This is a genomic window from Achromobacter sp. 2789STDY5608621 (genome assembly GCF_001299375.1).
Classification (GTDB): domain Bacteria; phylum Pseudomonadota; class Gammaproteobacteria; order Burkholderiales; family Burkholderiaceae_B; genus Achromobacter; species Achromobacter insuavis.
Window position 1 is genome coordinate 122,746 of record NZ_CYTU01000010.1, and the last position, 21,306, is coordinate 144,051.

Sequence of the window (21,306 nt, forward strand, 5' to 3'; positions counted from 1 at the left end):
CGTCCAGCCCGCCGGGCAGCCACGGCGACATGATGTTGAAGCCGTCGGCGCCGTCTTCCTCGAACCATTGCTGCAGCTGATCGGCCACGCTTTGCGGCGTGCCGACCACCTGCTGGTGGCCGCGGGCGCCGGCGATGCGCAGGTACAGCTGGCGGATCGTCAGGTTGTCGCGCCGCGCCAGATCGATCAGCAGCTGCTGGCGGCTCTTGCCGCCGTTGGTCTCGGGCAGGTCGGGCAAGGGCCCGTCGACCGGATACCCCGACAGGTCGAAGCCGCCGATCATGTTGGACAGCAACTGCACGCCGACCACCGGATGGATCAGGTCCTGCAGGCGCGCGAACTTGTCCTCGGCCTCGGCCTGGGTGCGGCCGATCACGGGGAAGATGCCGGGCATGATCTTGATGTCGTCGGGTTCGCGGCCGTACGCCACGGCGCGGCCCTTGATGTCGCGGTAGAACGCCTGGGCTTCGTCGAAGGTCTGGTGGGCCACGAAGATGACTTCGGCGGTGCGCGCCGCCAGGTCGCGGCCGGCGGGCGAGGCGCCGGCCTGCACCACCACCGGCCGGCCCTGCGGCGAACGCGACACGTTCAACGGCCCGCGCACCGAGAAATGTTCGCCGCGATGGCGCAGCGGATGCAGCTTGGCGGGGTCGAAGTACTGGCCGCTGGGCTTGTCGCGCAGGAAGGCGTCGTCTTCCCAGCTGTCCCACAGCCCCAGCACCACGTCGTGGAACTCGGCGGCGCGGGCGTAGCGGCGGGCATGCTCGACGTGCTCGTCCAGGTTGAAGTTCTGCGCCTCGCCCTGGCCGCTGGAGGTCACCAGGTTCCAGCCCGAGCGGCCGCCGCTGATGTGGTCGAGCGAGGCGAACTTGCGCGCCACGTGGTAGGGCTCGTTGTAGGTGGTGGAGACGGTGGCGATCAGGCCGATCTTCTCGGTCACGGCGGCCAGCGCCGACAGCAGCGTCAGCGGCTCGAAGTGGTCGCTGCGGGCGGTGCGCGACAGCGACGCCAGGTCGGTGTTGCGCACGCCGACCGAGTCGGCCAGGAAGATAGCGTCGAACTTGGCGGCCTCGGCGCGCCGCGCCAATTCGGCGTAGTGGCGGAAGTTGACCGGCGCGTCGGCCTGGGCTTCGGGATGGCGCCAGGCGGCGATGTGGTGGCCGGTCTGCATCAGGAAGGCGCCGAGCTTGATCTGGCGCGTGGAACGGGTCATGGCAATGACTCCAGCAATAGGTGGGACGGCAACGCGGCGCGCGCCGCCGGGAAGCGGAACGTAACGGTCACCAGGCCATCCGCAGCGAGGCCAGCGACGGCAGCGCCGGCACGCCGCCGCGGGCGTCGGCGCCCAGCGGCGGGCTGTCGTCGGCGGGCGCGCCGTCCGGCTCCAGGAAGTCGGACAGCACGTCGTCGCGCAGCCGGATGAAGCGCGGGTCGCTGCGGTTGCGGGCGTGCGGCAACGGCACGTCGACGATGCGGCGGATGCGCCCCGGGCGCGGCTGCATGATGACCACCCGGTCTCCCAGGTAGACCGCTTCCTCGACGTCGTGCGTCACCAGGATCATGGTGATGCGCTCCTTCTGCCAGATGCGCTGCAGCTCGGTCTGCAGCCGCGCCCGGGTCAGCGCGTCGAGCGCGCCGAAGGGCTCGTCCAGCAGCAGCACGCGCGGCCGGTTGACCAGGCCGCGCGCGATCGCCACGCGCTGCGCCATGCCGCCCGAGATCTGGTGCGGATACGACTGCTCGAAGCCCTCCAGCCCCACCAGGGCGATGTGTTCGGCCACCCGGTCGCGCTTATCGGCGCTGGAGATGGCGGCGTTGCGCAGCCCCACGGCGATGTTCTGCGCCACCGTCAGCCACGGGAACAGGCGGTGGTCCTGGAACACGATGCCGCGTTCCGGCCCGGTGCCGCGCACCGGCTCGCCGCCCAGCGTGATGGCGCCCTCGTAAGCGTCGTCCAGCCCCAGGATCAGGCGCAGCAGGGTGGATTTGCCGCAGCCGCTGGCGCCGACGATGGAAACGAACTGGCCGGCGGGGATGTCCAGGTCCACGCCCGTGAGCACCTGCAGCACGCCGCCCTCGGCCTGGGCGCTGGGATAGCGCTTGCCGACCGCCTGCAGTGACAGGTCCAACGAAGTAGGTTGAGTCATGCCTGAGTTTTCCTGCGGTTATTGGTCCTGGCCGCGCAAGCGCGCGAGCCGCCGTTCGGCCACGCGGGCCAGGGCATTCATGAGCCAGCCGATCACCCCGACCACGAACATGCCGAAGATCACCAGGTCCATCTGGAAATGTTCGCTGCCCTCGATCAGCAGGTTGCCGATGCCGACGCCCGCCACCAGCAGGTATTCGGCGCCGATGGTGGCCAGCCAGGAATAGATCAGCGCCAGGTAGACGCCGGTGAAGATGGCGGGCGCGGCGGCCGGCAGCACCACCTGGGCGAAGGTCTGCCAACGGCTGTAGCCGTAGACCCGCGCCACCTCCAGCAGCTTGGGCGGCGCGTTGCGCACGCCGTCGCAGGTGTTGACCACCACCGGCACCAGCGCCGCCAGCGACAGGAACACCACCTTGGCGGTGTCGCCCAGCCCGAACCACACCGAGATCAGCGGGATCCAGGCGAACAGCGAGATCTGCTTGAAGGTGTTGAAGCTGGGCCCCACCAGCCGGTTGAACACCGGCGACAGGCCCAGCAGCACCCCCAGCAGCAGGCCGGACAGCGTGCCGATGGCGAACCCGGTCAGCTCGCGGCCCAGGCTGGCGCCCAGCGCGCGCCACAGCTTGCCGCCGACGATCTGGTCGGCGGCGGTGGCCAGCACCTTGCCGGGCGACACCAGCAGGGCCGAGTTCACCAGGTCGGCGCGGGCCAGCAGCCACCACAGCGCGATCGCCGCCACCGGCAGCACCAGGCCGCGCCAGCGGCCGCCGCCGCGCACGGCCAGCGGTTGCGACAGCGCCAGCTCGGCCGCGTCGCGCGAGACAGGCGTCGGCGCGCTCATGGTTGCACCTGCGGGGCCGTGGCGGCGCCGCGGCGGCCGTGGATCAGGCGGGTCTCGGCCCAGTCCAGCAGCCGGTCGATGGCGTAGCCGATGGCGCCCACCACGATCACCGCGGCCATCACCAGGTCCAGCTGGAACAACTGGCGGCCGTAGACGATCAGGTAGCCCAGGCCCTCGCTGGAGGCCACCAGTTCGACCACCACCAGCGACAGCCAGGCCTTGGTGAAGCCCAGCCGCAGGCCGGTGAAGAGCGTCGGCAGGGCCAGCGGCACCACCACCTCCAGCACCTCCTGGCGCCGGCTGTAGCCATAGACCCGCGCCACTTCGCGCAGCGCCGGGCTGGCCTGGCGAAAGCCCTGCAAGGTGTTGAGTGTGACCGGCACCAGCGCCGCCTTGGCGATCAGGATGTACTTGAGCGGTTCGCCGATGCCGACGATCAGCAGCACGAACGGCAGCCAGGCCAGCACCGGGATCTGCACCAGCGCGTTGAAGGTCGGCAGCACGTAGGCCTCGAGCCGGCGAGACAGGCCCATCGCCGTGCCCAGCAGCAGCCCCAGCAGGCTGCCCAGCGCGAAGCCGACCAGCACCCGCTGCAGGCTGGCGCGGGTGTTCAGCCACAGGTCGCCGCTGGTGGCCAGGTCGCGCAGGGTGTCCCAGACGAAGGCGGGCGGCGGCAGCACCTGCGGCGAGATCCAGCCCTGACTGGCGCCGGTCTGCCACAGCGTCAGCAAGGCCAGCGGCAGCAGCCAGGGCGCGGCGGTCCAGGCCGCCTGGCGCGCCCAGGCCGGCGCCGGGGCCAGGCGCGGCAGGGCGTGATGGGAAAGAGAGGCCATGGCGCGGTCCCGTCAGCGCGCGGCGGCCTGGGCCGGGCCGGCCACCGGCTTGCCGGCGGCGTCGAACGCGGTCCAGTAGCGCTCCAGCCCCTGGGCCTTGAGCGCATTCTGCAGGTAGCGCGGATCGAACCAGCCGTCCAGCGAGACCTCGCGGCGGATCAGCTTGAGCTTGGCGGCGTCGGCCACCACCGCCTTGTAGCGGGCGATGATGAAGTCGTCGATCAGCGGCGAGTTGCGCGCGGCCAGGTCCTGCTTGTCGAACTCGGCCGCCCACGAGGCGTAGGGCACGCCGCTCTTTTCCCAGATCTTGAAGAGCGCGTCGCGGTTCTTCTCGTCGGATGACCACTGCGCGGCGCGCACGAACACGTCCACCACCTTCTGCACCTGGGCGGGGTTTTCGCGCTCGAAGTCCTCGCGCACCAGCAGCGAGGCCTGGCGGGTGTAGGCGGGGTCCTGGCCCTGGGTGCTGTAGATGACCTTGGCCAGGCCCTGGTCGCGAACCTTGAACCATTCGTAGCCGCCGAAGGCCGCGTCCACGCCGTTGGACACCAGCGCCGCCTGGGCGCTGCCGGCATCCAGGTTGACGCCCTTGATGTCGCGCTCGGCCAGGCCATGCGCGGCCAGCACGTTGATCGCCACCAGGTGGCCGTTGGTGCCGCGGAAGATCGACACCTTGCGGTCCTTCAGGTCCTCGATGGACTTGAGCGGGGAATTCGGCGGCGCCACCAGGTACAGGTTGTTGCGCGCGCCGCTGACCAGCAGCAGCTTGGTCTTCAGGCCGTTGGCGCGGCCCACCACCTGCGGCAGGTCGCCCTGGTAGGCGAAGTCGATCTGCTTGTTCGACAGCGCCTCGTTGACGGCCGGCCCGGCGCCCTTGAAGAACAGCCACTCGACCTTGACGCCGTCGGCGGCGAAGGCCTGCTCCAGCCACTGGTTGACGCGCACCACGCCGCCCGGCGAGCCGCCCCAGGTGATCGGGTCGCCGCCGCCGGCGGTGGCCACGCCGACGCGGATGACGTCGGCGGCCCGGGCGCTGCCGCCCCACGCCGCCAGGGCCACCAGGCCCAGCGCGGCAACGCGTTTACTCAGGATCATCAATGACTTCATGGAAAAAGGCTCGTTCAGGAAGGAATCGGGCAGCGGGCCGGCATCACGCCGGCCCGCTGGCAGGCAAACCACGCACGGGCAGGATCAGGCGGCCGCGCGGGCCGGCGCGGCGAGCTTGCGCTCGATGGCGGTGCCCTGGAAAAAGGCCGGATTGGCCTCGGTGTAGAAGCGGTAGGGGTTGCCGAACCCCAGCGCCTTGAAGTCCTGCGCGCTGATCACGCCCTGTTCGACCAGGTCCCAGCTTTCGGCCAGCGGCGCGGTCAGGTCGGGCACGTCCCAGTGGCCGATGTCCGAGGACCAGATGGCGTTGATCTTCACGCCGAGCGGATTGACCTTGTCGTTGAACGCCGCCGCCACGGTGCGGTCGTCGGATTCCGAGCCGAAGTAGAAACTGTCGACCCAGCGCTTGCGGATGTCCTCGACCGACTCGATGCCGGCGGCGGCGAAGTCGTCCAGTTCGTCCGGATGCGGGTCGCGGCTGTGCGGCAGGGCCGAGATGCCGAGGCTGTCGCGCAGCAGCTGCTGCGGGTCGATGTCGCGGCCGCGGATGAAATCGGCGCCGTAACGCTGGAACAGCTCGTGCAGCAGCGCCACGTCGGCGTTGGCCGGGTTGTAGTTCTGCACCGCCGCGCGGTTGCGCTTTTCCCAGCGGTCCACCAGGTGGGTGTAGACGTGCGAGCCCCAGTCGGCACCGCCTTCCAGCAGCGCCACGCGCAGGTTCGGAAAGCGCCGCGTGACGCCGCCGAAGAACAGCGCCTTGGCGAAGGCCTGCGAGCCATCGGCGAAGTGGCCGATGTGGTTGAACATGTAGTTGCTGATGGAATGGCGGCCAGTCCAGCCCTGGCTGCCGTAGTGCGTGGTGACCGGCACGCCCAGCTCGACCACCTTGGCCCAGAACGGGTCGTAGTCGTACTCGCTGTCGATGCCATAGAAGTCGATATAACTGGCGTGCTTGGCGATCTCGGGATAGTCGGCGGCGGGATACTTGCGCGCGATCGCCTTGATCGGCCGCTTCACGCCGCCGGCGATGTTGATGACCTTCAGCCCCAGGGTCTTGACCGCGAACTCAAGCTCCTCGATGCCTTCCTGCGGGGTGTTCAGCGGGATGCCGGCCACCGGCGTCAGGCGGTCGCTGTACTTGCGGTACTGGTCGGCATGGAAGTGGTTGATGGCGCGGTGCAGCGGCTGGCGGAACTCGTCGCCCGCGGCCAGCGGCGCCAGCACGTCGTTGGGGAACAGCACGGAGTAGTCCGCGCCTTGCTCGGCCAGGCGCTCGTTGAGCAGCTCGGGCAGGGTATAGGTGGCCAGGTCCAGCGTGTTGCGCGTGACCCGCGCCCACCAGGGCGAGCGCAGGGTGCGGTTGTCCTGGCGCTCGGCCGGCGTCTGCTGGTACCAGTCCTTGCCGCCGCTCTTGGTGGCGAAGCGCGAGCCCAGCGCCTTGCGCAGCGCATCCACCAGCTTGCCGCCGCCGTAGTGCTGGACATAGTCCTCCAGGACCGGCGCGTAATCGTTGACGTGCACGTCGGTGTCGATCACCGGGTAGTCCAGGGTCGCCTTGACGGCGGCGGACCGTGACGCGTGGCTCGGGTGCAAAGGCTGGTTCATGCTGGCGCTCTCCGTAGGTCGTATCGCGAGGCGCAGGGGAAGTCCCTGCTTGCCTGGCAAACATTACGGGAGCGCCGCGCGGCGCCCAACGAAGGATTGGTTGTTTAGTTGTGCGTCATGACCAAATAACCGCGCGGCTGGTCCGGCTTCAGCTGCCCCGGCGCGAAGTCAGCCACTGCGACGGCAGCAGCGCGTGGTTGACGATGCGCACTTCGCCGATGCTGCCGAAGAAGCCGTCGGCGCGCGCGCCGTCCCACGAACCGGCGCCGATCACCCACGGCATGTTGGCGGCCAGCGTCGCCAGGCCCGGCGCGTCCGAGGTGTTGCGCAGCACCGGCGCGCCCTCGACGTACAGGATGGTCTCGTGGGTGGCGTTGTCGTTGACGATGGCCACGTGCATCCATTTGTCGGCGATGATCTCGCCGGACCAGTTGGTCTTGGCGTCGCGGGCGCCGGTGCGCTCGGGCACCACTTCCCACTGGATCTCGCGCAGGCTGGAGATAGCGAACAGCAGCGGCGGCGATTCGGGGTCGCCGCCATTGAAGCCGGGCAGGTCGCCGCGCTTGCCGTCGCGCGTCATGATGTTCATCCACGCATGCTTCTGCGCGGTCCAGTCGCGGTCGATCTTGATGAAGGCCTCGACGGTATAGCCGTTGGGCACCGTCTCGGCGTTCAGCGCGGCCGTGGTGGCGGTGGTGAAGTAGCTCATGCGCGGGGTGTTCTTGTCGGTGTTCAGGAAGCGCACCGAACCGGGCGCGGCCGACAGGTAGTGGTGGTCGTTGGACCAGACCACGTCGCCCAGCTGCGCGCCGACCACGCCGTCGATGTTCAGCGCCGCGCGGCTGACCGGGTTGTTGCCGGTGCGGTCCTGGATCACCTGGCCCACCGGCACCGGCTGGCCATCGGCGCCGCCGAAGAAGCGCCAGTGCGCCAGCGTGCCAGACACCTGCGGGTAGTCCTCGCTGTCGGCCGCGGGCTTCTGCGTGGTGATGGCCGGGTCGGTGTAGTTGGCCAGGATCAGGGCGCGCGCCTGTTCGACCAGCGACGTGTGCGTGGGCGCGGCGGCCTTGAAGTCCTTGTTGAAGCGGGCAAAGCGCTTGGCGAAGTCCATCTTGATGGTGAACTCCTCGTTGGCGCCGGTCAGCACCGCCTGGTCGAAGGCATTGAGCGTGGCCTTGGGCTTCTGCGGCACCCACGGCGAGAACGACAGTACGCGGATCTCGTTGTCGCTCAGGTCGAACTCGTACAGGCGCATCAGGCCGTTGCCGCCCTGGTAGGCCATCTGGTAGTCCACCACCATTTCCTCGACCGGATTGCCGAAGGCGTTCATCTTGGTCAGGTGGGCCGCGCCGTGGTAGTGGCCGTTCAGCGTCATGAAGATCTGGTCGTTGTCGCGGATCAGCTTGTCCCACAGCATCAGGCCATAGGGCACTTCCAGCGGGCTGATGCCGTCCTTGTCGATGTTGAGCAGCTGGTGGTTGACCAGGATCACCGGCAGCGTCGGGTTGGCGCGGATCACCTGGTTGGCCCAGGCCAGCCCGGCGTCGGAAATGCGCCACGACAGCGACAGCACCATGAACTTCTGGCCCTCGGCCTGGAAGATGTGGTACTCGTGGAAGCCGCTGGGATCGCGCCCGCCGAAGGTGGCCTGCTTGCTGGCGCGGTCGGTACCGAAAGTCTGCAGATAGGGTTCCGCGGCCAGGTTGCGCTGCGCGTCGGTGGCGCTGCCCTGGCTGCTGGGGTCGACGTAGTCGCGGTCCAGGATGACGTCGTGGTTGCCCGCCAGGATCGAATACGGCACCTTGGCGTCTTCCAGGATCTTCATGGCCTTGCTGGCCACGGTCCACTGGTCGGGCTTGCCCTGCTGGTCGACCACGTCGCCCAGGTGGATCAGGAACGGAATGTCGAGCGACTTGGCGTGGTCGGCGACCCACTGCGTCTGGGCCTTGTAGGGCTCGCTGCCGTACTTGCGCATGAACTGCTGGTTCTCGGCGTCGGTGGCATAGCGCGAGTAGAACTGCGTGTCCGGCAACACCGCCACGGCGAAGCTGGAAATGTTCCTGGGCGGCGGCGCGGGCGTCGCGGACGTGTCGTCGTCCTCGCTGTCGCTGGCGCAGGCCGACAGCAGCAGCGAGCCGCCCACGGGCATCAGCGTGGCGCCGAGGCCGGCCTTGAGCAGGCTGCGCCGGCGCGGGTCCGCCGCCATCGGCAGGTTGTTGGAAGTCTCGGCAAGCTCATGATTGCCGTCATGTTTGTCGTGCGCCATCTATACCGCCCATCGGTCAAAAAAGGGGGAAGCTTAGAAACGCCGAATGACGGATGTGTTAACCCTGCGTGAAGATTCTGCTTCGCGTCGCGGCGACGCGCGCCGGCGGGCGGCTTATAGCCATATAGCGCCAGGTTGGTTCGCCTGGCCGCCAGGGCGCGCTATCTTTTTCGTTTCGGCGAAAACAGGGTTCTTGTCATGCCAGCGCAACGTCAACTCAAGCTGGGCGCGTTCATGCGCCCCGTCAGCATCCACACCGGCGCCTGGCGCTACCCCGGCGCCCAGCGCGACGCCAATTTCAACTTCGAGCACCTCAAGCGCTACGCCCAGGCGCTGGAACGGGCGCGCTTCGACGCGTTCTTCATGGCGGACCACCTGGCGCTGCTGAACATGCCGATCGAGGCGCTCAAGCGCAGCCATACCGCCACTTCGTTCGAGCCGTTCACGCTGCTGTCCGCGCTGAGCCAGGTGACCGAGCGGCTGGGGCTGGTGGCGACCGCGTCGACCACCTTCGACGAACCGTTCCACGTGGCGCGGCGCTTCGCCTCGCTCGACCACCTGAGCCAGGGGCGCGCCGGCTGGAACATCGTGACCACCTCCAATCCCGACGCCGCGCTCAATTTCGGCCGCACCGAACAGCCCGACCATGCCCGGCGCTATGCCCGCGCCCGCGAGTTCTACGACGTGGTCACGGGCCTGTGGGACAGCTGGGCCGACGACGCCTTCATCCGCGACGCCGACAGCGGCATCTATTTCGATCCGGCGCGCCTGCGCACGCTGGATCACCGCGGCGAACACCTGTCGGTGCGCGGACCGCTGCACATCGCGCGGCCGGTGCAGGGTTGGCCGGTGATCGTGCAGGCCGGCGCCTCCGAGCCCGGCCGGCAGCTGGCGGCGGAGACCGCCGAGGTGGTGTTCGCCGCGTCCGGCACGATCGAGGATGGCCAGCGCTTCTACGCCGACGTCAAGGGGCGCATGGACGCCTTGGGGCGCGACCGCGACCATCTCAAGATCCTGCCCGGCGTGCTGGTGGTGGTGGGCGACACCGAGGGCGAGGCGCGAGCCATCCGGGCGCGCCTGGACAGCCTGGTGCACTACGAAAGCGCGATCGCCTCGCTGTCGGTCGCGCTGGGCTGCGACGCCTCGCGCTTCGATCCGGACGCGCCGCTGCCGTCGTTGCCCGAGACCAACGCCAGCAAGAGCAGCCAGGAGCGCGTGCTGCGCCTGGCCGAGCGCGAATCGCTCACGGTGCGCCAGCTGGCGCAGCGCCTGGGCGGCTATGGCGGGTTGGCGATGGTCGGCACCGCCGCGAGCATCGCCGATCAGATGCAGGAATGGCTGGAGACCGAGGCATCCGACGGCTTCAACGTCATGTTCCCGTGGCTGCCCGGTGGCCTGGACGCTTTCGTCGGCCAGGTCGTGCCGGAACTGCAGCGGCGCGGCATCTTCCGGCGCGAGTACGAGGGCCGCACCCTGCGCGAAAACCTGGGGTTGCCGCGTCCGGCCAACCGCCATTTCACGCCGTGACGGACGCCGAGATCAGTGCGTCGGCGCGGGACGGGCTTCGCCCCGGCGCCGCTCCATATAGGTCTTCACCACCAGCGTCAGCAGCGCCATGCAGGCCAGCAGCGCCGCCGCGGTGAAGGCCGCGACGGTCTTGTAGTCGTCGTTGAGCTGTTCGATCAGCAGCGGCAGCGTCAGCGTCTTGCCGCGGATCGCGCCGGCCACGACCGACACCGCGCCGAACTCGCCGACCGCGCGCGCATTGGTGATGACGGCGCCGTACAGCAGCCCCCACTTGATGTTGGGCAGCGTCACGCGGCGGAAGATCTGCCAGCCGTTGGCGCCCAGCGTCAGCGCCGCCAGCTCCTCTTCCTGGCCTTGCGCCTGCATCAGCGGGATCAGCAGGCGCGCCACGAACGGCGAGGTCACGAACACCGTCACCATCAGGATGCCGGGCCAGGCGAACATCAGCTGCACGCCGTGGCCGCCGAGCCAGCGGCCGAAGAGGCCTTCCAGGCCGTACACCACCAGGTAGCACAGCCCGGCCACCACCGGCGAGGTGGCATAGGGAATGTCGACCAGCGCCACCAGCAGGCGGCGGCCGCGGAAGTCGTAGCGCGTCACGCACCAGGCCAGCAGCACGCCGAACACCAGGTTGATGGGCACGCTGACCACCGCGGCCAGCAAGGTCAGGCCGATGGCCGCGCGCATGTCGCTGGCGCCCAGGTTCTGCAGCAGGGCGTCGAAGCCGCCGGCGATCACCCGGGCGAAGATCAGGGCCAGCGGCAAGGCCAGCAACAGCAGGGCGGCGAGCAGGCCGGCGCCGATCAGCAGGCGGCGCGGCCAGGGGGAAGGGCGCGTCATGGCTCAGATCCCCGGCACGCGCTGCCACGGCAGCAGGCGGCCCTGCAGCACCTGCAGGGCGAACAGCAGCAGCAGGGAGGCCGCCAGCACCACGGTGGCGATGGCGGCGGCGGCGGGGTAGTTGTATTCGGCCAGGCGGCTGAAGATCATCAACGACGTCACCTCGGTCTTGTAGGGAATGTTGCCGGCGATCATGACCACCGCGCCGAACTCGCCCAGGCTGCGGATGAAGGCCTGCGAGCCGCCGGTGAACAGGGCCGGCACCAGCGCCGGCAGCAGAATGCGCCAGGCGGTCTGGCCCGGGCTGGCGCCGAGCGTGCGGGCGGCTTCCTCGTATTCCGCCCCGATGTCGGCCAGCACCGGCTGCACCGAGCGCACCACGAACGGCAGGCTGGTGAAGATCATGGCGATCACCAGGCCCGGGAATGCATACGAAATCTTGATGCCCAGCGGCGCGAACCATTGGCCGACCCAGCCGCCCGGCGCCAGCAGCACGGAGAGGGTCAGGCCGGCCACGGCCGTGGGCAGCGCGAACGGCAGGTCGATGGCGGCGTCCAGCAGGGCCCGCCCGGGGAAGCGGTAGCGCACCAGGATCCAGGCCAGCAACAGGCCGATGACCAGCACCACGGCGGTCGAGTAGAACGCCGCCAGCAGCGTGACGCGGTAGCTGGCCAGCACGCGCGGATCGGTGACGGCCTGCCAGTACTGGCCCCAGCTCATCTGGCTGCTGTAGAGCGGCAAGGCCGACAGCGGCAGCAGGATCACGAGCGTGATGAACAGGCTGCTGACGCCGAAACTGAGGCCGAAGCCGGGCAGGACGGGATGCTGCCGGAAGAACGTGGACATGCGGACCTGAACGTAAAAGCGCCAGCCACCCTCGCGGGCGGCCGGCTGACGAGACGGAAGGCGGGGATCGACGCGGCGCGTCAGCGGCCGGCGCCCAGCAGTTGGTCGAGCACGCCGTTGGCGGCGAAGTGGGTCTTGGTGATCTGGTCCCACGAGCCCAGCACGTCCTGCGGATTGATCAGCCGGATCGACGGAAAGCGGCTGGCCGCGGCCTTGACCGCCTCCGGGTCATGCACCCGGTAGTTGAAGTCGGTCAGCAGCTTCTGGATGGCGGGCGAGTACTGGAACTGCAGATAGGCCTCGGCGACCTTGCGCGTGCCTTTCTCGTCGGCCACCTTGTCGACCACCGCCACCGGGAACTCGGCCAGCACGCTGACCGGCGGCACCACCACCTCGAAGCCCTGCGCCTTGAACTCGTCGCCCTTGGCGATGTTGTTGACCTCGGATTCGAAGGTCAGCAGCGCGTCGCCCTGGTTGTTCTGGGCGAACGCCACGGTCGCGCCGCGTCCGCCGGTGGGGAAGCTTTCGACGTTCTTGAGCAGTTTGCCGACGAAGGCGCGGGTCTGCGCGTCATCGCCCTTGAACTTCTCGTTGGCGTAGAGCCAGGCGCCCAGGTACGAATAGCGCGCGTTGCCCGAGGTCTTGGGGTTCGGGAACACCAGCTTGACGTCGTCGCGCACCAGGTCGTCCCAGGTCTTGATGTTCTTGGGATTGCCCTTGCGCACCAGGAAGGCGATGGTGCTGTAGTAGGGCGAGCTGTTGTTGCCGAATTTCTTCTGCCAGTCGGCGGCGAGCAGCTTGTTCTGCGCCAGGATGTCGACGTCGGGCACCTGGTTGAAGGTCACCACGTCGGCCTTCAGGCCCTGGATGATCGACTGCGCCTGGCGCGAGGTGCCGGCGAACGACTGCTCGATCGTGACATCCTGCCCGGTCCTGGCCTTCCAGTCGGCCTGGAATTTCGGATTGATGGCGGCGAACAGCTCGCGCGCGATGTCATAGGAGGTGTTGAGCAGGGCCTGGGGCGCTTGCTGGGCTTGGGCGGCGCTGGCGGCCAGGGCCGTCAGCGTCAGGGCCGAGGCGAGCAGTCGTTTGAGCAAAGGGCTTCTCCGGATGAAAGACGCTACGCGGGAAACCCGCGGCCGGGGCGGAAGGCCCCGATACCGCATGATGCTTACGCCGGCCGGCGTTTGGAAATATTCAATTACCTTTAACTCATAGCCGCACGTTGTATCCGATGCGTCGCGTCCGCGCTTTCCGCTATGTGGCGGGGTCGCCGAGCGCGCGGGCGCGGCGCGGACCGCGCCGGCCTCACGGGAACGCCATCAGCGCGTCGCTTTCGGCGGGATCGGGCTCGATCAGCTCGACCCGTTCGGGCGCCATCTCCTTGACCAGCCGGATCAGCATGCGGGCGAACTCGCGCGCCTGCTCCGACGGCGCAAAGGCGCTGGGCAGCAGGAAGCCGTAGGGCATGGTCAGCCGCGGCTCGAAGTCGCGCAGCACGATGCCCGGCACGTTGGCCGCCAGGATCGGATCGGCCAGCGCAATGCCCATGCCCAGCGCCGCCAATTGGCAGGCCGATTGCCCGGACGAGGTTTCCATCACCAGCCGCAGCGGCAGCCGGCGCTTGGCCATCAGGTCGTCGATATGCTGGCGCAACAAGGTGAACGGACGCAGCGCGATGAAGGGCTCATCCTGGATGTCGTCGGCGCTGACCACCGCCTTGGCCGCCAGCCGATGGCCTTCGGGCATGGCGATCACCAGCCGCACCCGGGCGAAGGTGCGCGAGATGATGCCGGGAAAGTCGATCGGCAGCGCCGCCACGCCCAGGTCGAACTGCTGTCCGGACATCCACAAGCCGACGTCGACCCGCGAGCGCACCTCCAGCGATACCCGCGTGTGCGGATGGCTGCGCGCGAACTCGGCGATGGCGCGCGGCGTGACGCTGTAGGCGAAGTAGGGCTGGGTCAGGATGCGCAGCCAGGCGTCCTGCTTGTTGCGGATCGAGTCGGCGATGCGCGAGACCTCCTCGAAGCCGGCCAGGATGTGGCGCGTGCCTTCGTAGAAGCGCAGGCATTCCTGCGTCGGGATCAGGCCGCGGCCCTGGCGCAGGAACAGCGGAAAGCCGACTTCGTCCTCCAGCGCCGAGATCAGCCGGCTGATCTGCGGCTGGGTGCGGTGGATGCGGTGCGCGGCCTCGGTGACGCTGCCGGTCTCTAGCACGGCGCGCAGCGCCTGCAGGCGGTTCAGGCGCATAGGGATAAACCCGGATGGGCGGCGCGGGGCGCCATCGCGCGACCGGCGCCGCGCCAGAGGGAAAAGCGGGTGGGCGGCCGCGACACATTACAAAAGTGCATGAATCAATACTCCAAACGAAATTGACGCATGAATTCACGCAATCTTAGGATCATCCCACCTTCAATGAAAGAGGCGCGGCGTGAATATCCTCGACAAACCGGTTTCCGTGGGCGGACCCGCGGCACTTTTTCCCGATGACCGCAACGGCATCGAACAGCTCGACTGGAGCAACATCGGCGACGCGTTCCCGATCAAGCAGCGGCGGGCCTACCTGAACAACGCGTCGATCGGGGCGCTGAGCGTGCCGGTGGTGGCGGCGGTGAACCGCTTCATGGAGGACGTGCGCGACAACGGCCGCAACGCCTATCCCGAGTGGTGCCGCTACGCCGAGGAGACCATCAAGGCCCGCATCGGCCGCCTGATCGGCGCCCACCGCGACGAGATCGCCTACGTCAAGAACACCACCGAGGGGCTGGTGCACGTGGCCAACGGCTTTCCCTGGCGCGACGGCGACAACCTGATCCTGCCGGACATCGAATACCCGTCCAACGTCTACTGCTGGATGAAGCTGGCCGCGCGCGGCGTGACCATCCGCTGGGTCAAGAACCGCAACGGCCGCATCCTGGCGGACGACATCCGCAAGCTGATGGACGACCGCACCCGCCTGGTGTCGCTGAGCGCGGTGCAGTTCTCCAACGGCTTCCGGCAGGACCTGGAGGCCACCGCCAACCTGTGCCACGAGCGCGGCGTCTACCTGAACCTGGACGCGATCCAGTGGGCCGGTTCGCTCGAACTGGACGTCGAGAAGCTGGGCATCCACTTCCTCTCGGTGGGCGGCCACAAGTGGATGCTGGCGCCGATCGGCACCGGCTATTTCTACTGCCGCAAGAGCGTGCTGGGCCTGCTGGATCCGCCCAGCGTGGGCTACCACAGCGTCGACAGCACCGAGGACCACATGCACTACCTGCTGGAGTACCGGGCCAACGCCGGGCGCTTCGAGGAGGCCCTGGCCAACTTCACCGGCATCTGGGGCCTGGACGCCGCCGTGCGCATCCAGCTGGCGCTGACGCCGGCCCGGATCGAATCGCATATCCTGGAGCTGACCGATTACGCCAGCGCCGCGCTGCAACGCAAGGGCTACCAGGTCGTCAGTTCGCGCGCGCCGGGCGAGGCCTCGGGCAACCTGTCGTTCAAGCACCCGGGCCAGGACGCGCAGGAACTGGCGCAACGCCTGCGGGACGCGGGCGTGGACCTGGCGGTGCGCGGCGGCAACCTGCGCATTTCGCCGAGCTATTACAACGATTCCACTGAAATCGACCGCCTGGTCGAGGCGCTGCCGTCCTGACGGCGCGCCCGGCGAGCGGATAATCCAGAGCACAAGGGGTACAACATGACGTTCAAGCAGACCTGGCGCCGGATGGCGCAACTGGTGGGCGCGTGCGCGCTGGCGGCCGCCGCCGCGGGCGCGCAGGCGGCCGACACGCCCAAGCCGGGCGGCACGCTGCGCTATGGCACGGTGTCCGAAATCGTGTCGCTCGATCCGCACGTCTACGGCGGCAGCGCCTGGAAGGTGCTGATCGAGGCGCTCTACAGCCCGCTCGCGGGCTACGACAAGAGCGGCGCCATCGTGCCGCGCCTGGCGCAAAGCTGGGACCAGCCCGACGCCCGCACCATCGTGTTCCACCTGCGGCCCGACGTGGCCTTCCAGGACGGCACGCCGGTGACCGCCGACGACGTCAAGTTCTCGCTCGACCGTATCCTGGACCCGGCCACCGGCGCCACGCTGCGCTCGAACCTGCTGGGCGCCACCGTCACCGTGGTCGACCCCGCCACCGTCAAGGTCGAGAAGCCGTCGCCCGACGCCACCATGCTGAGCGTGCTGGCCCTGCCCGAGGCGGCCATCGTGTCGCGCAAGTGGGTCGAGAGCGGCGCCAACCTGAAGCTGTCGGCCAACGGCACCGGCCCGTTCCAGTTGAAGAGCTACGAACCCGCCGTGCGCGCCAGCCTGGTGCGCAACCCGCGCTATTTCGTGGCCGGGCAGCCGTACCTGGACGGCGTCGACTTCCGCATGATCAAGAGCGACGACGCGCGCGTCAACGCGCTGCGCAGCCAGTCGCTGGACATGATCGACTTCGTGCCGTGGAAGGACATCGACGTGTTGCGCCGCAATGCCGGCACCAAGATCGACACCGCCGGCGGCGCCTTCATGAGCGTCTGGTTCAACACCAGCAAGAAGCCGTTCGACGATGCCCGCGTGCGCCGCGCCGTGTCCTATGCCATCGACCGCGAAGCCGTATCCAAGGCCGCCTTCTTCGGCTACGGCAAGCCCATCTACGGCGCGCCGACGCCCGAGGATTCGCCGTACTACGACAAGTCGCTGGACGGCACCTACAAGCGCGACACCGCCAAGGCCCGCGCGCTGCTGGCCGAGGCCGGCTACGCCAACGGCGTGGACGCGTCGATGGTGGTGTTCCAGGGCCTGGGCATCTACACCACGATGGCGCAGGTGGTGCAGGCCAACCTGAAAGAGGTCGGCATCAACCTGAAGCTGGAGCCGGTCGAGTGGGCCACGCTGGTCGAGCGCAAGAACCGCGGCGACTACGACTCGATGATCTACGGCGTGTCGGTCAAGCTGCCCGACCCGGACGCCTACGCCTATTACCTGGGCGGCGATTCCAGCTACTGGGCCAAGCCGATCGGCTACCGCGATCCCGAGCTGGAAAAGCTGCTGGCCGAGGGCCGCGCGCTGACCGATCCCAAGGCGCGCCAGCCGATCTACCAGCAGGCCGAAAAACGCATCCTGGAGACCAGTCCGTGGGTGTTCGTGAGCTGGCGCGAGCAGGCCCAGGGCTACCTGCGCAAGGTGCACGGCTACACGCAGCTGGGCGGCGCGCTGAGCGAAAGCAGCCCGGGCATCTCGCTGCCCACCATGTGGATCAACTGAGGCCGGCATGCTGCCTTTCCTGTTCAGACGCCTGGCGTCGGCCATCGTCACCCTGGCGCTGGCGACGGGCGTGGTCTTCATCGCCATCCACCTGCTGCCAGGCGATCCGGTCGCCATCATGCTGGGCGACCAGGCCGGCAGCGATCCGGTGGCCGTGGCGCGGGTGCGCGCCCAGTTGGGCCTGGACCTGCCGTTGGGCACGCAGTTCACGCACTGGGCCGGCGCGCTGGCGCGCGGCGACCTGGGCGTGTCGCTGCGCACCGGCGAGCCGGTGGCCGACGAGCTGGCGCGACGCATTCCGCGCAGCCTGGAACTGATCGGCGCCGGCCTGCTGGTGGCCGTGCTGCTGGGGGTGCCGCTGGGCGTGGTGGCGGCGCGCTCGCGCGGCCGGCTGGCGGGCGCCGCGGCCTCGGTGGTGGCGGTGGCCGGCTTCTCGGCGCCGGTGTTCGTGCTGGGCATCCTGCTGGTGCTGCTGTTCAGCCTGGCGCTGGGCTGGCTGCCGTCGTCGGGCTTCGTGGCATTCTCGGACGATCCCGTGCAACACCTGCTGGCGCTGATCCTGCCATCGCTGACCATCGGCCTGAACTTCATGGGCGTGGTGGCGCGCATGACCCGCGCCAGCCTGTCAGACGTCATGGGCCGCGACTACGTCAAGCTGGCCCGCGCCAAGGGCCTGCCGCGCGGCAAGGCGATCCTGCGGCACGCGCTGCCCAACGCGCTGGTGCCGGTCATCGCCATCGTCGGCGTGCGCGCCGGCAACCTGCTGGGCGGCACCGTCATCATCGAGGCCCTGTTCGACTGGCCGGGCCTGAGTTCGCTGCTGGTGAGCGCCGCCTTTTCGCGCGACTATCCGGTGATCCAGGGCTCGCTGCTGGCCATCTTCGCCTTGTTCATCCTGATCAGCCTGGTCATCGACCTGGCCCAGGGTTTCGTCGACCCCCGCATCCGCAGGCCCTCCGCATGATCGCATTCCTTCGAGCTTCCAAGACCGGCGCGCCGGTGCAGCTGGCGCTGGGCTTCCTGACGGTGGTGGTGCTGGCCGCCGTCTTCGGGCCGGCGCTGGGGCTGGCCGATCCGTACCGCATCGACGCCGCCAATCTGCTGTCGTCGCCATCGTGGCGGCACTGGCTGGGCACCGACGAACTGGGCCGCGACCTGCTGGCCCGCGCGGTGTACGGCGCCCGCGTGTCGCTGTCGGTGGCCGCGGCCGCCGTGATCCTGGCCGGCGTGCTGGGCGTGGCGGTCGGCGTCGGCGTGGCCTTCCTGGGCCGCCGCGCCGAAGCGGCCGCCATCCGCGTGGTGGACGTGTTCGTGTCGCTGCCGGAGATCTTCGTGGCGCTGGTGGTGCTGGCCTTCATCGGCGGCAACCTGCCGACGCTGGTCGGCACCATCGGCGTGCTGTACGCGCCGCAGTTCGCCCGGGTCGCCTGGGGCGTGGCGCGCGGCATCCGGGCGCGCGAGCACGTGCTGGCCGCCAGCTCGCTGGGCGCGGGCACCGGCTGGATCATCTGGCACGAGGTGCTGCCCAACATGCGCTCCATCATCGCGGTGCAGGCCTCGTTCACCTTTTCCTTCGCGATGCTGCTGGAGGCGGGCCTGAGCTTTCTCGGCCTGGGCGTGCGTCCGCCGGTGCCGTCGTGGGGGCAGATGGTCGGCTCGCTCAAGGATTACCTGTTCACCAATCCGTGGCCGGTGCTGGTGCCGGCGCTGGCGCTGTTCTTCACGGTGCTGGCCGTCAACGTGCTGGGCGACTGGCTGCAGGACGCGCTCAATCCGGAGTTGCAACGATGAGCCCCGAAACGGATGTGCTGCTTTCCGTCAGGAACCTGACCGTCGATTTCGACACGTCCCAGGGGCCGTTCGCCGCCGTCAAGGGCGTGGACCTGACCCTGCGGCGCGGCGAGGTGGTGTGCCTGGTGGGCGAATCCGGCTCGGGCAAGTCGGTCACCGGCTTTTCCCTGATGGGGTTGGTGGACGCGCCCGGGCGGGTCGCCGCCGACGAGCTGCGTTTCGCGGGCCGCGACCTGCTGCGCGCCTCCGAGCGCGAACGCGACGCGCTGCGCGGCAAGGATATCGCCATGGTGTTCCAGGAGCCGATGACCGCGCTCAACCCCGGCCGCAACGTCGGCAGCCAGATCGCCGAAGTCATGCGCATCCATGGCGATATCGGCCGCCAGGCCGCCTGGGAGCGGGCGGTGGCGCTGCTGGAGCGGGTTGGCATCCGCGAGCCGGCGCAGCGCGCCAAGGCCTATCCGCACGAGCTGTCCGGGGGCATGCGGCAGCGGGTCATGATCGCCATCGCCTGCGCCTTGTCGCCCCGGCTGATCATCGCCGACGAGCCGACCACCGCGCTGGACGTGACCGTGCAGGCGCAGGTGCTGGAGCTGCTGTTCTCGATCCAGGCCGAGACCGGCGCCGCCGTGCTGTTCATCACGCACGACCTGGGCGTGGTGGCCGAGATCGCCGACCGCGTGGTGGTGATGCGCGCGGGCGAAGTGGTGGAGGAGGGCGACGTGGGCCAGATCTTCGGCCGGCCCGCGCATCCTTACACCCAGGCGCTGCTGGCCGCCGTGCCGGACGTCGACGCGCCGCGCGACCGCGGCCGCCGCCTGGCCCCGCGTCCGCGGGCCGCCGCACAAGGAACCCCGTCATGAGCGAATTCATTCTGCGCGCCGAAGGCGTCACCAAGGACTATGTCGCCGCCCGCGGCCTGCTGGGCCAGCCGACGCGGCTGGTGCGGGCGGTCAAGGGCGTCAGCCTGGCGGTGGCAACGGGCACCACGCTGGCGCTGGTGGGCGAATCGGGCTCCGGCAAAAGCACGCTGGGCCGCTGCATCGCCGGCCTGCTGCGGCCGACCTCGGGCCGCATCGAGCTGGCCGGCCACGACGTGAGCCAGTTGGCGGGCGGCCGGCTGATGGCGTTCCGGCGCCAGGTGCAGACGATCTTCCAGGACCCGTATTCCAGCCTCAATCCGCGCCGCCGGGTCGGCGACGCCATCATGGACGGCATGGTGATCCACAAGCTCTACTCGCCCGACGAACGCCACGACCGCATGCAGGCGCTGCTGGCGCGGGTGGGGCTGCGGCCCGAGCACGCGCAGCGCTTCCCGCACCAGTTCTCGGGCGGCCAGCGCCAGCGCATCGCGATCGCCCGCGCCCTGGCGCTGGAGCCGCGCTTCATCATCGCCGACGAGGCGGTGTCGGCGCTCGACGTCTCGGTCAAGGCGCAGGTGCTGGATCTGCTGGCCGACCTGCAGGCCGAGCAGGGGCTGACCTACCTGTTCATCTCGCACGACCTGGGCGTGGTTCGCCACTTCGCCGACCGGGTGGCCATCATGGCCGCGGGCGAATTGGTGGAAGAGGGCGAGTGCGACCGCATCTTCGAGGCGCCGGCGCAGGACTACACGCGCAGACTGATCGCCGCCGTGCCACGGCCCGATCCGTCGCGCCGCCGCCTGCGCCAGGCGGCCTGATCCGGGGCGCGGGCTTGATGCGGATCAAGCCCGCGCATCGGCCGCGGCCGTTGGCGCGCTTCCGAGCGTCCTACAAGGCTCCGCGCGCCTTTTTGACCGGATCCTGCGTGCTACCATCGGCGCCTTCGAGGGGATGCGAATGCAGACGGGCGCCAATACCGGGAGACGATGGACCGCGTTAGCCGCGGCGTTCCTGTTCGTGTTCCAGGCGCTGATCGCCTCCGCCGCCTTGCCCGGTCCCGGCGCCGCGCCGGGCGCCACCACCATCATCTGCACGGCCAGCGGCCCGCGCGTGATCACGCTGGACGCCGAGGGCGGCGTCACGCAGGACGCGCAGCAACACAGCGGCGCCTTGCCGCATTGCTGCTTCGCCGGCTGTGCCATGCTCGGCGCCGCCGCGTTGTTAGGGCTGCCGCCGCTGGCCTGGCGCCTGCCCCTGGTGCGGCAGGCGCTGCCGGCGCCCACCGTCGACATCCACTTCTCCAGCGCGCAGGCGCGATTGCCACGGCAGTCGCGCGCGCCGCCCGTCCTGGCCTGAACCCCACCCGTTTCCGTTGTTGCTGGCGCGCCTTGCTTGCGGC

At 69.3% G+C, this 21,306-nt stretch carries 19 protein-coding genes; 8 read left to right on the forward strand and 11 right to left on the reverse strand.

The window, feature by feature from the left end; genetic code table 11:
• From AOZ53_RS12835 to AOZ53_RS12865, 7 genes are all read right to left on the reverse strand, one after another.
• A partial coding sequence (locus AOZ53_RS12835) for an LLM class flavin-dependent oxidoreductase (RefSeq protein ID WP_054488059.1) occupies nt 1-1,213 on the reverse strand: 1,213 nt, incomplete at its 3' end.
• 67 nt (nt 1,214-1,280) lie between these two features.
• Complete coding sequence (locus AOZ53_RS12840; RefSeq protein WP_054430487.1) at nt 1,281-2,147, reverse strand: ABC transporter ATP-binding protein; 867 nt, start codon at nt 2,145-2,147, stop codon at nt 1,281-1,283.
• 18 nt (nt 2,148-2,165) lie between these two features.
• A complete protein-coding gene (locus AOZ53_RS12845) occupies nt 2,166-2,990 on the reverse strand; it encodes an ABC transporter permease (protein WP_197286479.1) in 825 nt (274 codons plus the stop codon).
• Nucleotides 2,987-3,823: an ABC transporter permease gene (locus tag AOZ53_RS12850; RefSeq protein WP_231689834.1), complete on the reverse strand. Its 837-nt coding sequence runs from the start codon at nt 3,821-3,823 to the stop codon at nt 2,987-2,989. Before AOZ53_RS12850 ends, AOZ53_RS12845 begins: the two co-directional genes overlap by 4 nt.
• Nucleotides 3,824-3,835: 12 nt before the next feature.
• Complete coding sequence (locus AOZ53_RS12855) at nt 3,836-4,930, reverse strand: ABC transporter substrate-binding protein (protein ID WP_054430486.1); 1,095 nt, start codon at nt 4,928-4,930, stop codon at nt 3,836-3,838.
• A gap of 84 nt (nt 4,931-5,014) precedes the next feature.
• Nucleotides 5,015-6,535 (reverse strand): amidohydrolase family protein, encoded by a 1,521-nt coding sequence (locus AOZ53_RS12860; RefSeq protein WP_054488061.1) that lies wholly within the window; start codon nt 6,533-6,535, stop codon nt 5,015-5,017.
• A gap of 148 nt (nt 6,536-6,683) precedes the next feature.
• Nucleotides 6,684-8,801 carry a laminin G domain-containing metallophosphoesterase family protein gene (locus tag AOZ53_RS12865; RefSeq protein ID WP_054488063.1) on the reverse strand — a complete coding sequence of 706 codons (2,118 nt, stop codon included), beginning with the start codon at nt 8,799-8,801 and terminating at the stop codon, nt 6,684-6,686.
• 198 nt (nt 8,802-8,999) lie between these two features.
• Here AOZ53_RS12865 and AOZ53_RS12870 point away from each other — a divergent pair, with 198 nt between their 5' ends.
• Nucleotides 9,000-10,328 carry an LLM class flavin-dependent oxidoreductase gene (locus AOZ53_RS12870; protein WP_054430480.1) on the forward strand — a complete coding sequence of 443 codons (1,329 nt, stop codon included), beginning with the start codon at nt 9,000-9,002 and terminating at the stop codon, nt 10,326-10,328.
• A 12-nt stretch (nt 10,329-10,340) separates the two neighbouring features.
• Here the strand turns inward: AOZ53_RS12870 and cysW are convergent, their stop codons facing one another.
• The 4 genes from cysW to AOZ53_RS12890 form a co-directional block, all read right to left on the reverse strand.
• Nucleotides 10,341-11,168, reverse strand: coding sequence for a sulfate ABC transporter permease subunit CysW (cysW, locus tag AOZ53_RS12875; protein ID WP_054488065.1), 828 nt, complete (start codon nt 11,166-11,168; stop codon nt 10,341-10,343).
• Nucleotides 11,169-11,171: 3 nt separating this feature from the next.
• On the reverse strand, nt 11,172-12,014 hold the full coding sequence (gene cysT / locus AOZ53_RS12880) for a sulfate ABC transporter permease subunit CysT (RefSeq protein ID WP_054430478.1): 843 nt from the start codon (nt 12,012-12,014) through the stop codon (nt 11,172-11,174).
• Between the two features lie 80 nt (nt 12,015-12,094).
• Nucleotides 12,095-13,111 carry a thiosulfate ABC transporter substrate-binding protein CysP gene (gene cysP / locus AOZ53_RS12885; RefSeq protein WP_054430477.1) on the reverse strand — a complete coding sequence of 339 codons (1,017 nt, stop codon included), beginning with the start codon at nt 13,109-13,111 and terminating at the stop codon, nt 12,095-12,097.
• 211 nt (nt 13,112-13,322) lie between these two features.
• Nucleotides 13,323-14,267, reverse strand: coding sequence for a LysR family transcriptional regulator (locus AOZ53_RS12890; protein WP_054430476.1), 945 nt, complete (start codon nt 14,265-14,267; stop codon nt 13,323-13,325).
• 181 nt (nt 14,268-14,448) lie between these two features.
• On the opposite strand from AOZ53_RS12890, the gene AOZ53_RS12895 reads away from it, so the two are divergent.
• The 7 genes from AOZ53_RS12895 to AOZ53_RS12925 all read left to right on the forward strand — a co-directional run bounded on the left by AOZ53_RS12895 (nt 14,449) and on the right by AOZ53_RS12925 (nt 21,263).
• Nucleotides 14,449-15,654, forward strand: coding sequence for an aminotransferase class V-fold PLP-dependent enzyme (locus tag AOZ53_RS12895; RefSeq protein WP_054488067.1), 1,206 nt, complete (start codon nt 14,449-14,451; stop codon nt 15,652-15,654).
• 45 nt (nt 15,655-15,699) lie between these two features.
• Nucleotides 15,700-17,253, forward strand: coding sequence for an ABC transporter substrate-binding protein (locus AOZ53_RS12900; RefSeq protein WP_054430474.1), 1,554 nt, complete (start codon nt 15,700-15,702; stop codon nt 17,251-17,253).
• Between the two features lie 7 nt (nt 17,254-17,260).
• On the forward strand, nt 17,261-18,217 hold the full coding sequence (locus tag AOZ53_RS12905) for an ABC transporter permease (RefSeq protein WP_054430473.1): 957 nt from the start codon (nt 17,261-17,263) through the stop codon (nt 18,215-18,217).
• Entirely contained in the window at nt 18,214-19,044 is an 831-nt protein-coding gene (locus AOZ53_RS12910; protein ID WP_054488068.1) for an ABC transporter permease, read from the forward strand. The genes AOZ53_RS12905 and AOZ53_RS12910 overlap by 4 nt, the downstream gene beginning before the upstream one ends.
• The gene (locus tag AOZ53_RS12915; RefSeq protein WP_054488071.1) at nt 19,041-19,907 is read left to right on the forward strand and encodes an ABC transporter ATP-binding protein; all 867 of its coding nucleotides are present in this window, start codon (nt 19,041-19,043) and stop codon (nt 19,905-19,907) included. The genes AOZ53_RS12910 and AOZ53_RS12915 overlap by 4 nt, the downstream gene beginning before the upstream one ends.
• Entirely contained in the window at nt 19,904-20,725 is an 822-nt protein-coding gene (locus AOZ53_RS12920; protein WP_054488073.1) for an ATP-binding cassette domain-containing protein, read from the forward strand. Before AOZ53_RS12915 ends, AOZ53_RS12920 begins: the two co-directional genes overlap by 4 nt.
• Nucleotides 20,726-20,864: 139 nt before the next feature.
• Nucleotides 20,865-21,263, forward strand: coding sequence for a DUF2946 family protein (locus AOZ53_RS12925; protein ID WP_054474418.1), 399 nt, complete (start codon nt 20,865-20,867; stop codon nt 21,261-21,263).
• The last annotated feature ends 43 nt before the right edge of the window (nt 21,264-21,306 follow it).

Bases quoted from the DNA above. Each gene is read 5' to 3' on its own strand.
- AOZ53_RS12840 (WP_054430487.1), bottom strand. From the start codon at position 2,147: ATGACTCAACCTACTTCGTTGGACCTGTCACTGCAGGCGGTCGGCAAG.
- AOZ53_RS12845 (WP_197286479.1), bottom strand. From the start codon at position 2,990: ATGAGCGCGCCGACGCCTGTCTCGCGCGACGCGGCCGAGCTGGCGCTG.
- AOZ53_RS12850 (WP_231689834.1), bottom strand. From the start codon at position 3,823: ATGGCCTCTCTTTCCCATCACGCCCTGCCGCGCCTGGCCCCGGCGCCG.
- AOZ53_RS12855 (WP_054430486.1), bottom strand. From the start codon at position 4,930: ATGAAGTCATTGATGATCCTGAGTAAACGCGTTGCCGCGCTGGGCCTG.
- AOZ53_RS12860 (WP_054488061.1), bottom strand. From the start codon at position 6,535: ATGAACCAGCCTTTGCACCCGAGCCACGCGTCACGGTCCGCCGCCGTC.
- AOZ53_RS12865 (WP_054488063.1), bottom strand. From the start codon at position 8,801: ATGGCGCACGACAAACATGACGGCAATCATGAGCTTGCCGAGACTTCC.
- AOZ53_RS12870 (WP_054430480.1), top strand. From the start codon at position 9,000: ATGCCAGCGCAACGTCAACTCAAGCTGGGCGCGTTCATGCGCCCCGTC.
- cysW (WP_054488065.1), bottom strand. From the start codon at position 11,168: ATGACGCGCCCTTCCCCCTGGCCGCGCCGCCTGCTGATCGGCGCCGGC.
- cysT (WP_054430478.1), bottom strand. From the start codon at position 12,014: ATGTCCACGTTCTTCCGGCAGCATCCCGTCCTGCCCGGCTTCGGCCTC.
- AOZ53_RS12890 (WP_054430476.1), bottom strand. From the start codon at position 14,267: ATGCGCCTGAACCGCCTGCAGGCGCTGCGCGCCGTGCTAGAGACCGGC.
- AOZ53_RS12900 (WP_054430474.1), top strand. From the start codon at position 15,700: ATGACGTTCAAGCAGACCTGGCGCCGGATGGCGCAACTGGTGGGCGCG.
- AOZ53_RS12905 (WP_054430473.1), top strand. From the start codon at position 17,261: ATGCTGCCTTTCCTGTTCAGACGCCTGGCGTCGGCCATCGTCACCCTG.
- AOZ53_RS12910 (WP_054488068.1), top strand. From the start codon at position 18,214: ATGATCGCATTCCTTCGAGCTTCCAAGACCGGCGCGCCGGTGCAGCTG.
- AOZ53_RS12915 (WP_054488071.1), top strand. From the start codon at position 19,041: ATGAGCCCCGAAACGGATGTGCTGCTTTCCGTCAGGAACCTGACCGTC.
- AOZ53_RS12920 (WP_054488073.1), top strand. From the start codon at position 19,904: ATGAGCGAATTCATTCTGCGCGCCGAAGGCGTCACCAAGGACTATGTC.
- AOZ53_RS12925 (WP_054474418.1), top strand. From the start codon at position 20,865: ATGCAGACGGGCGCCAATACCGGGAGACGATGGACCGCGTTAGCCGCG.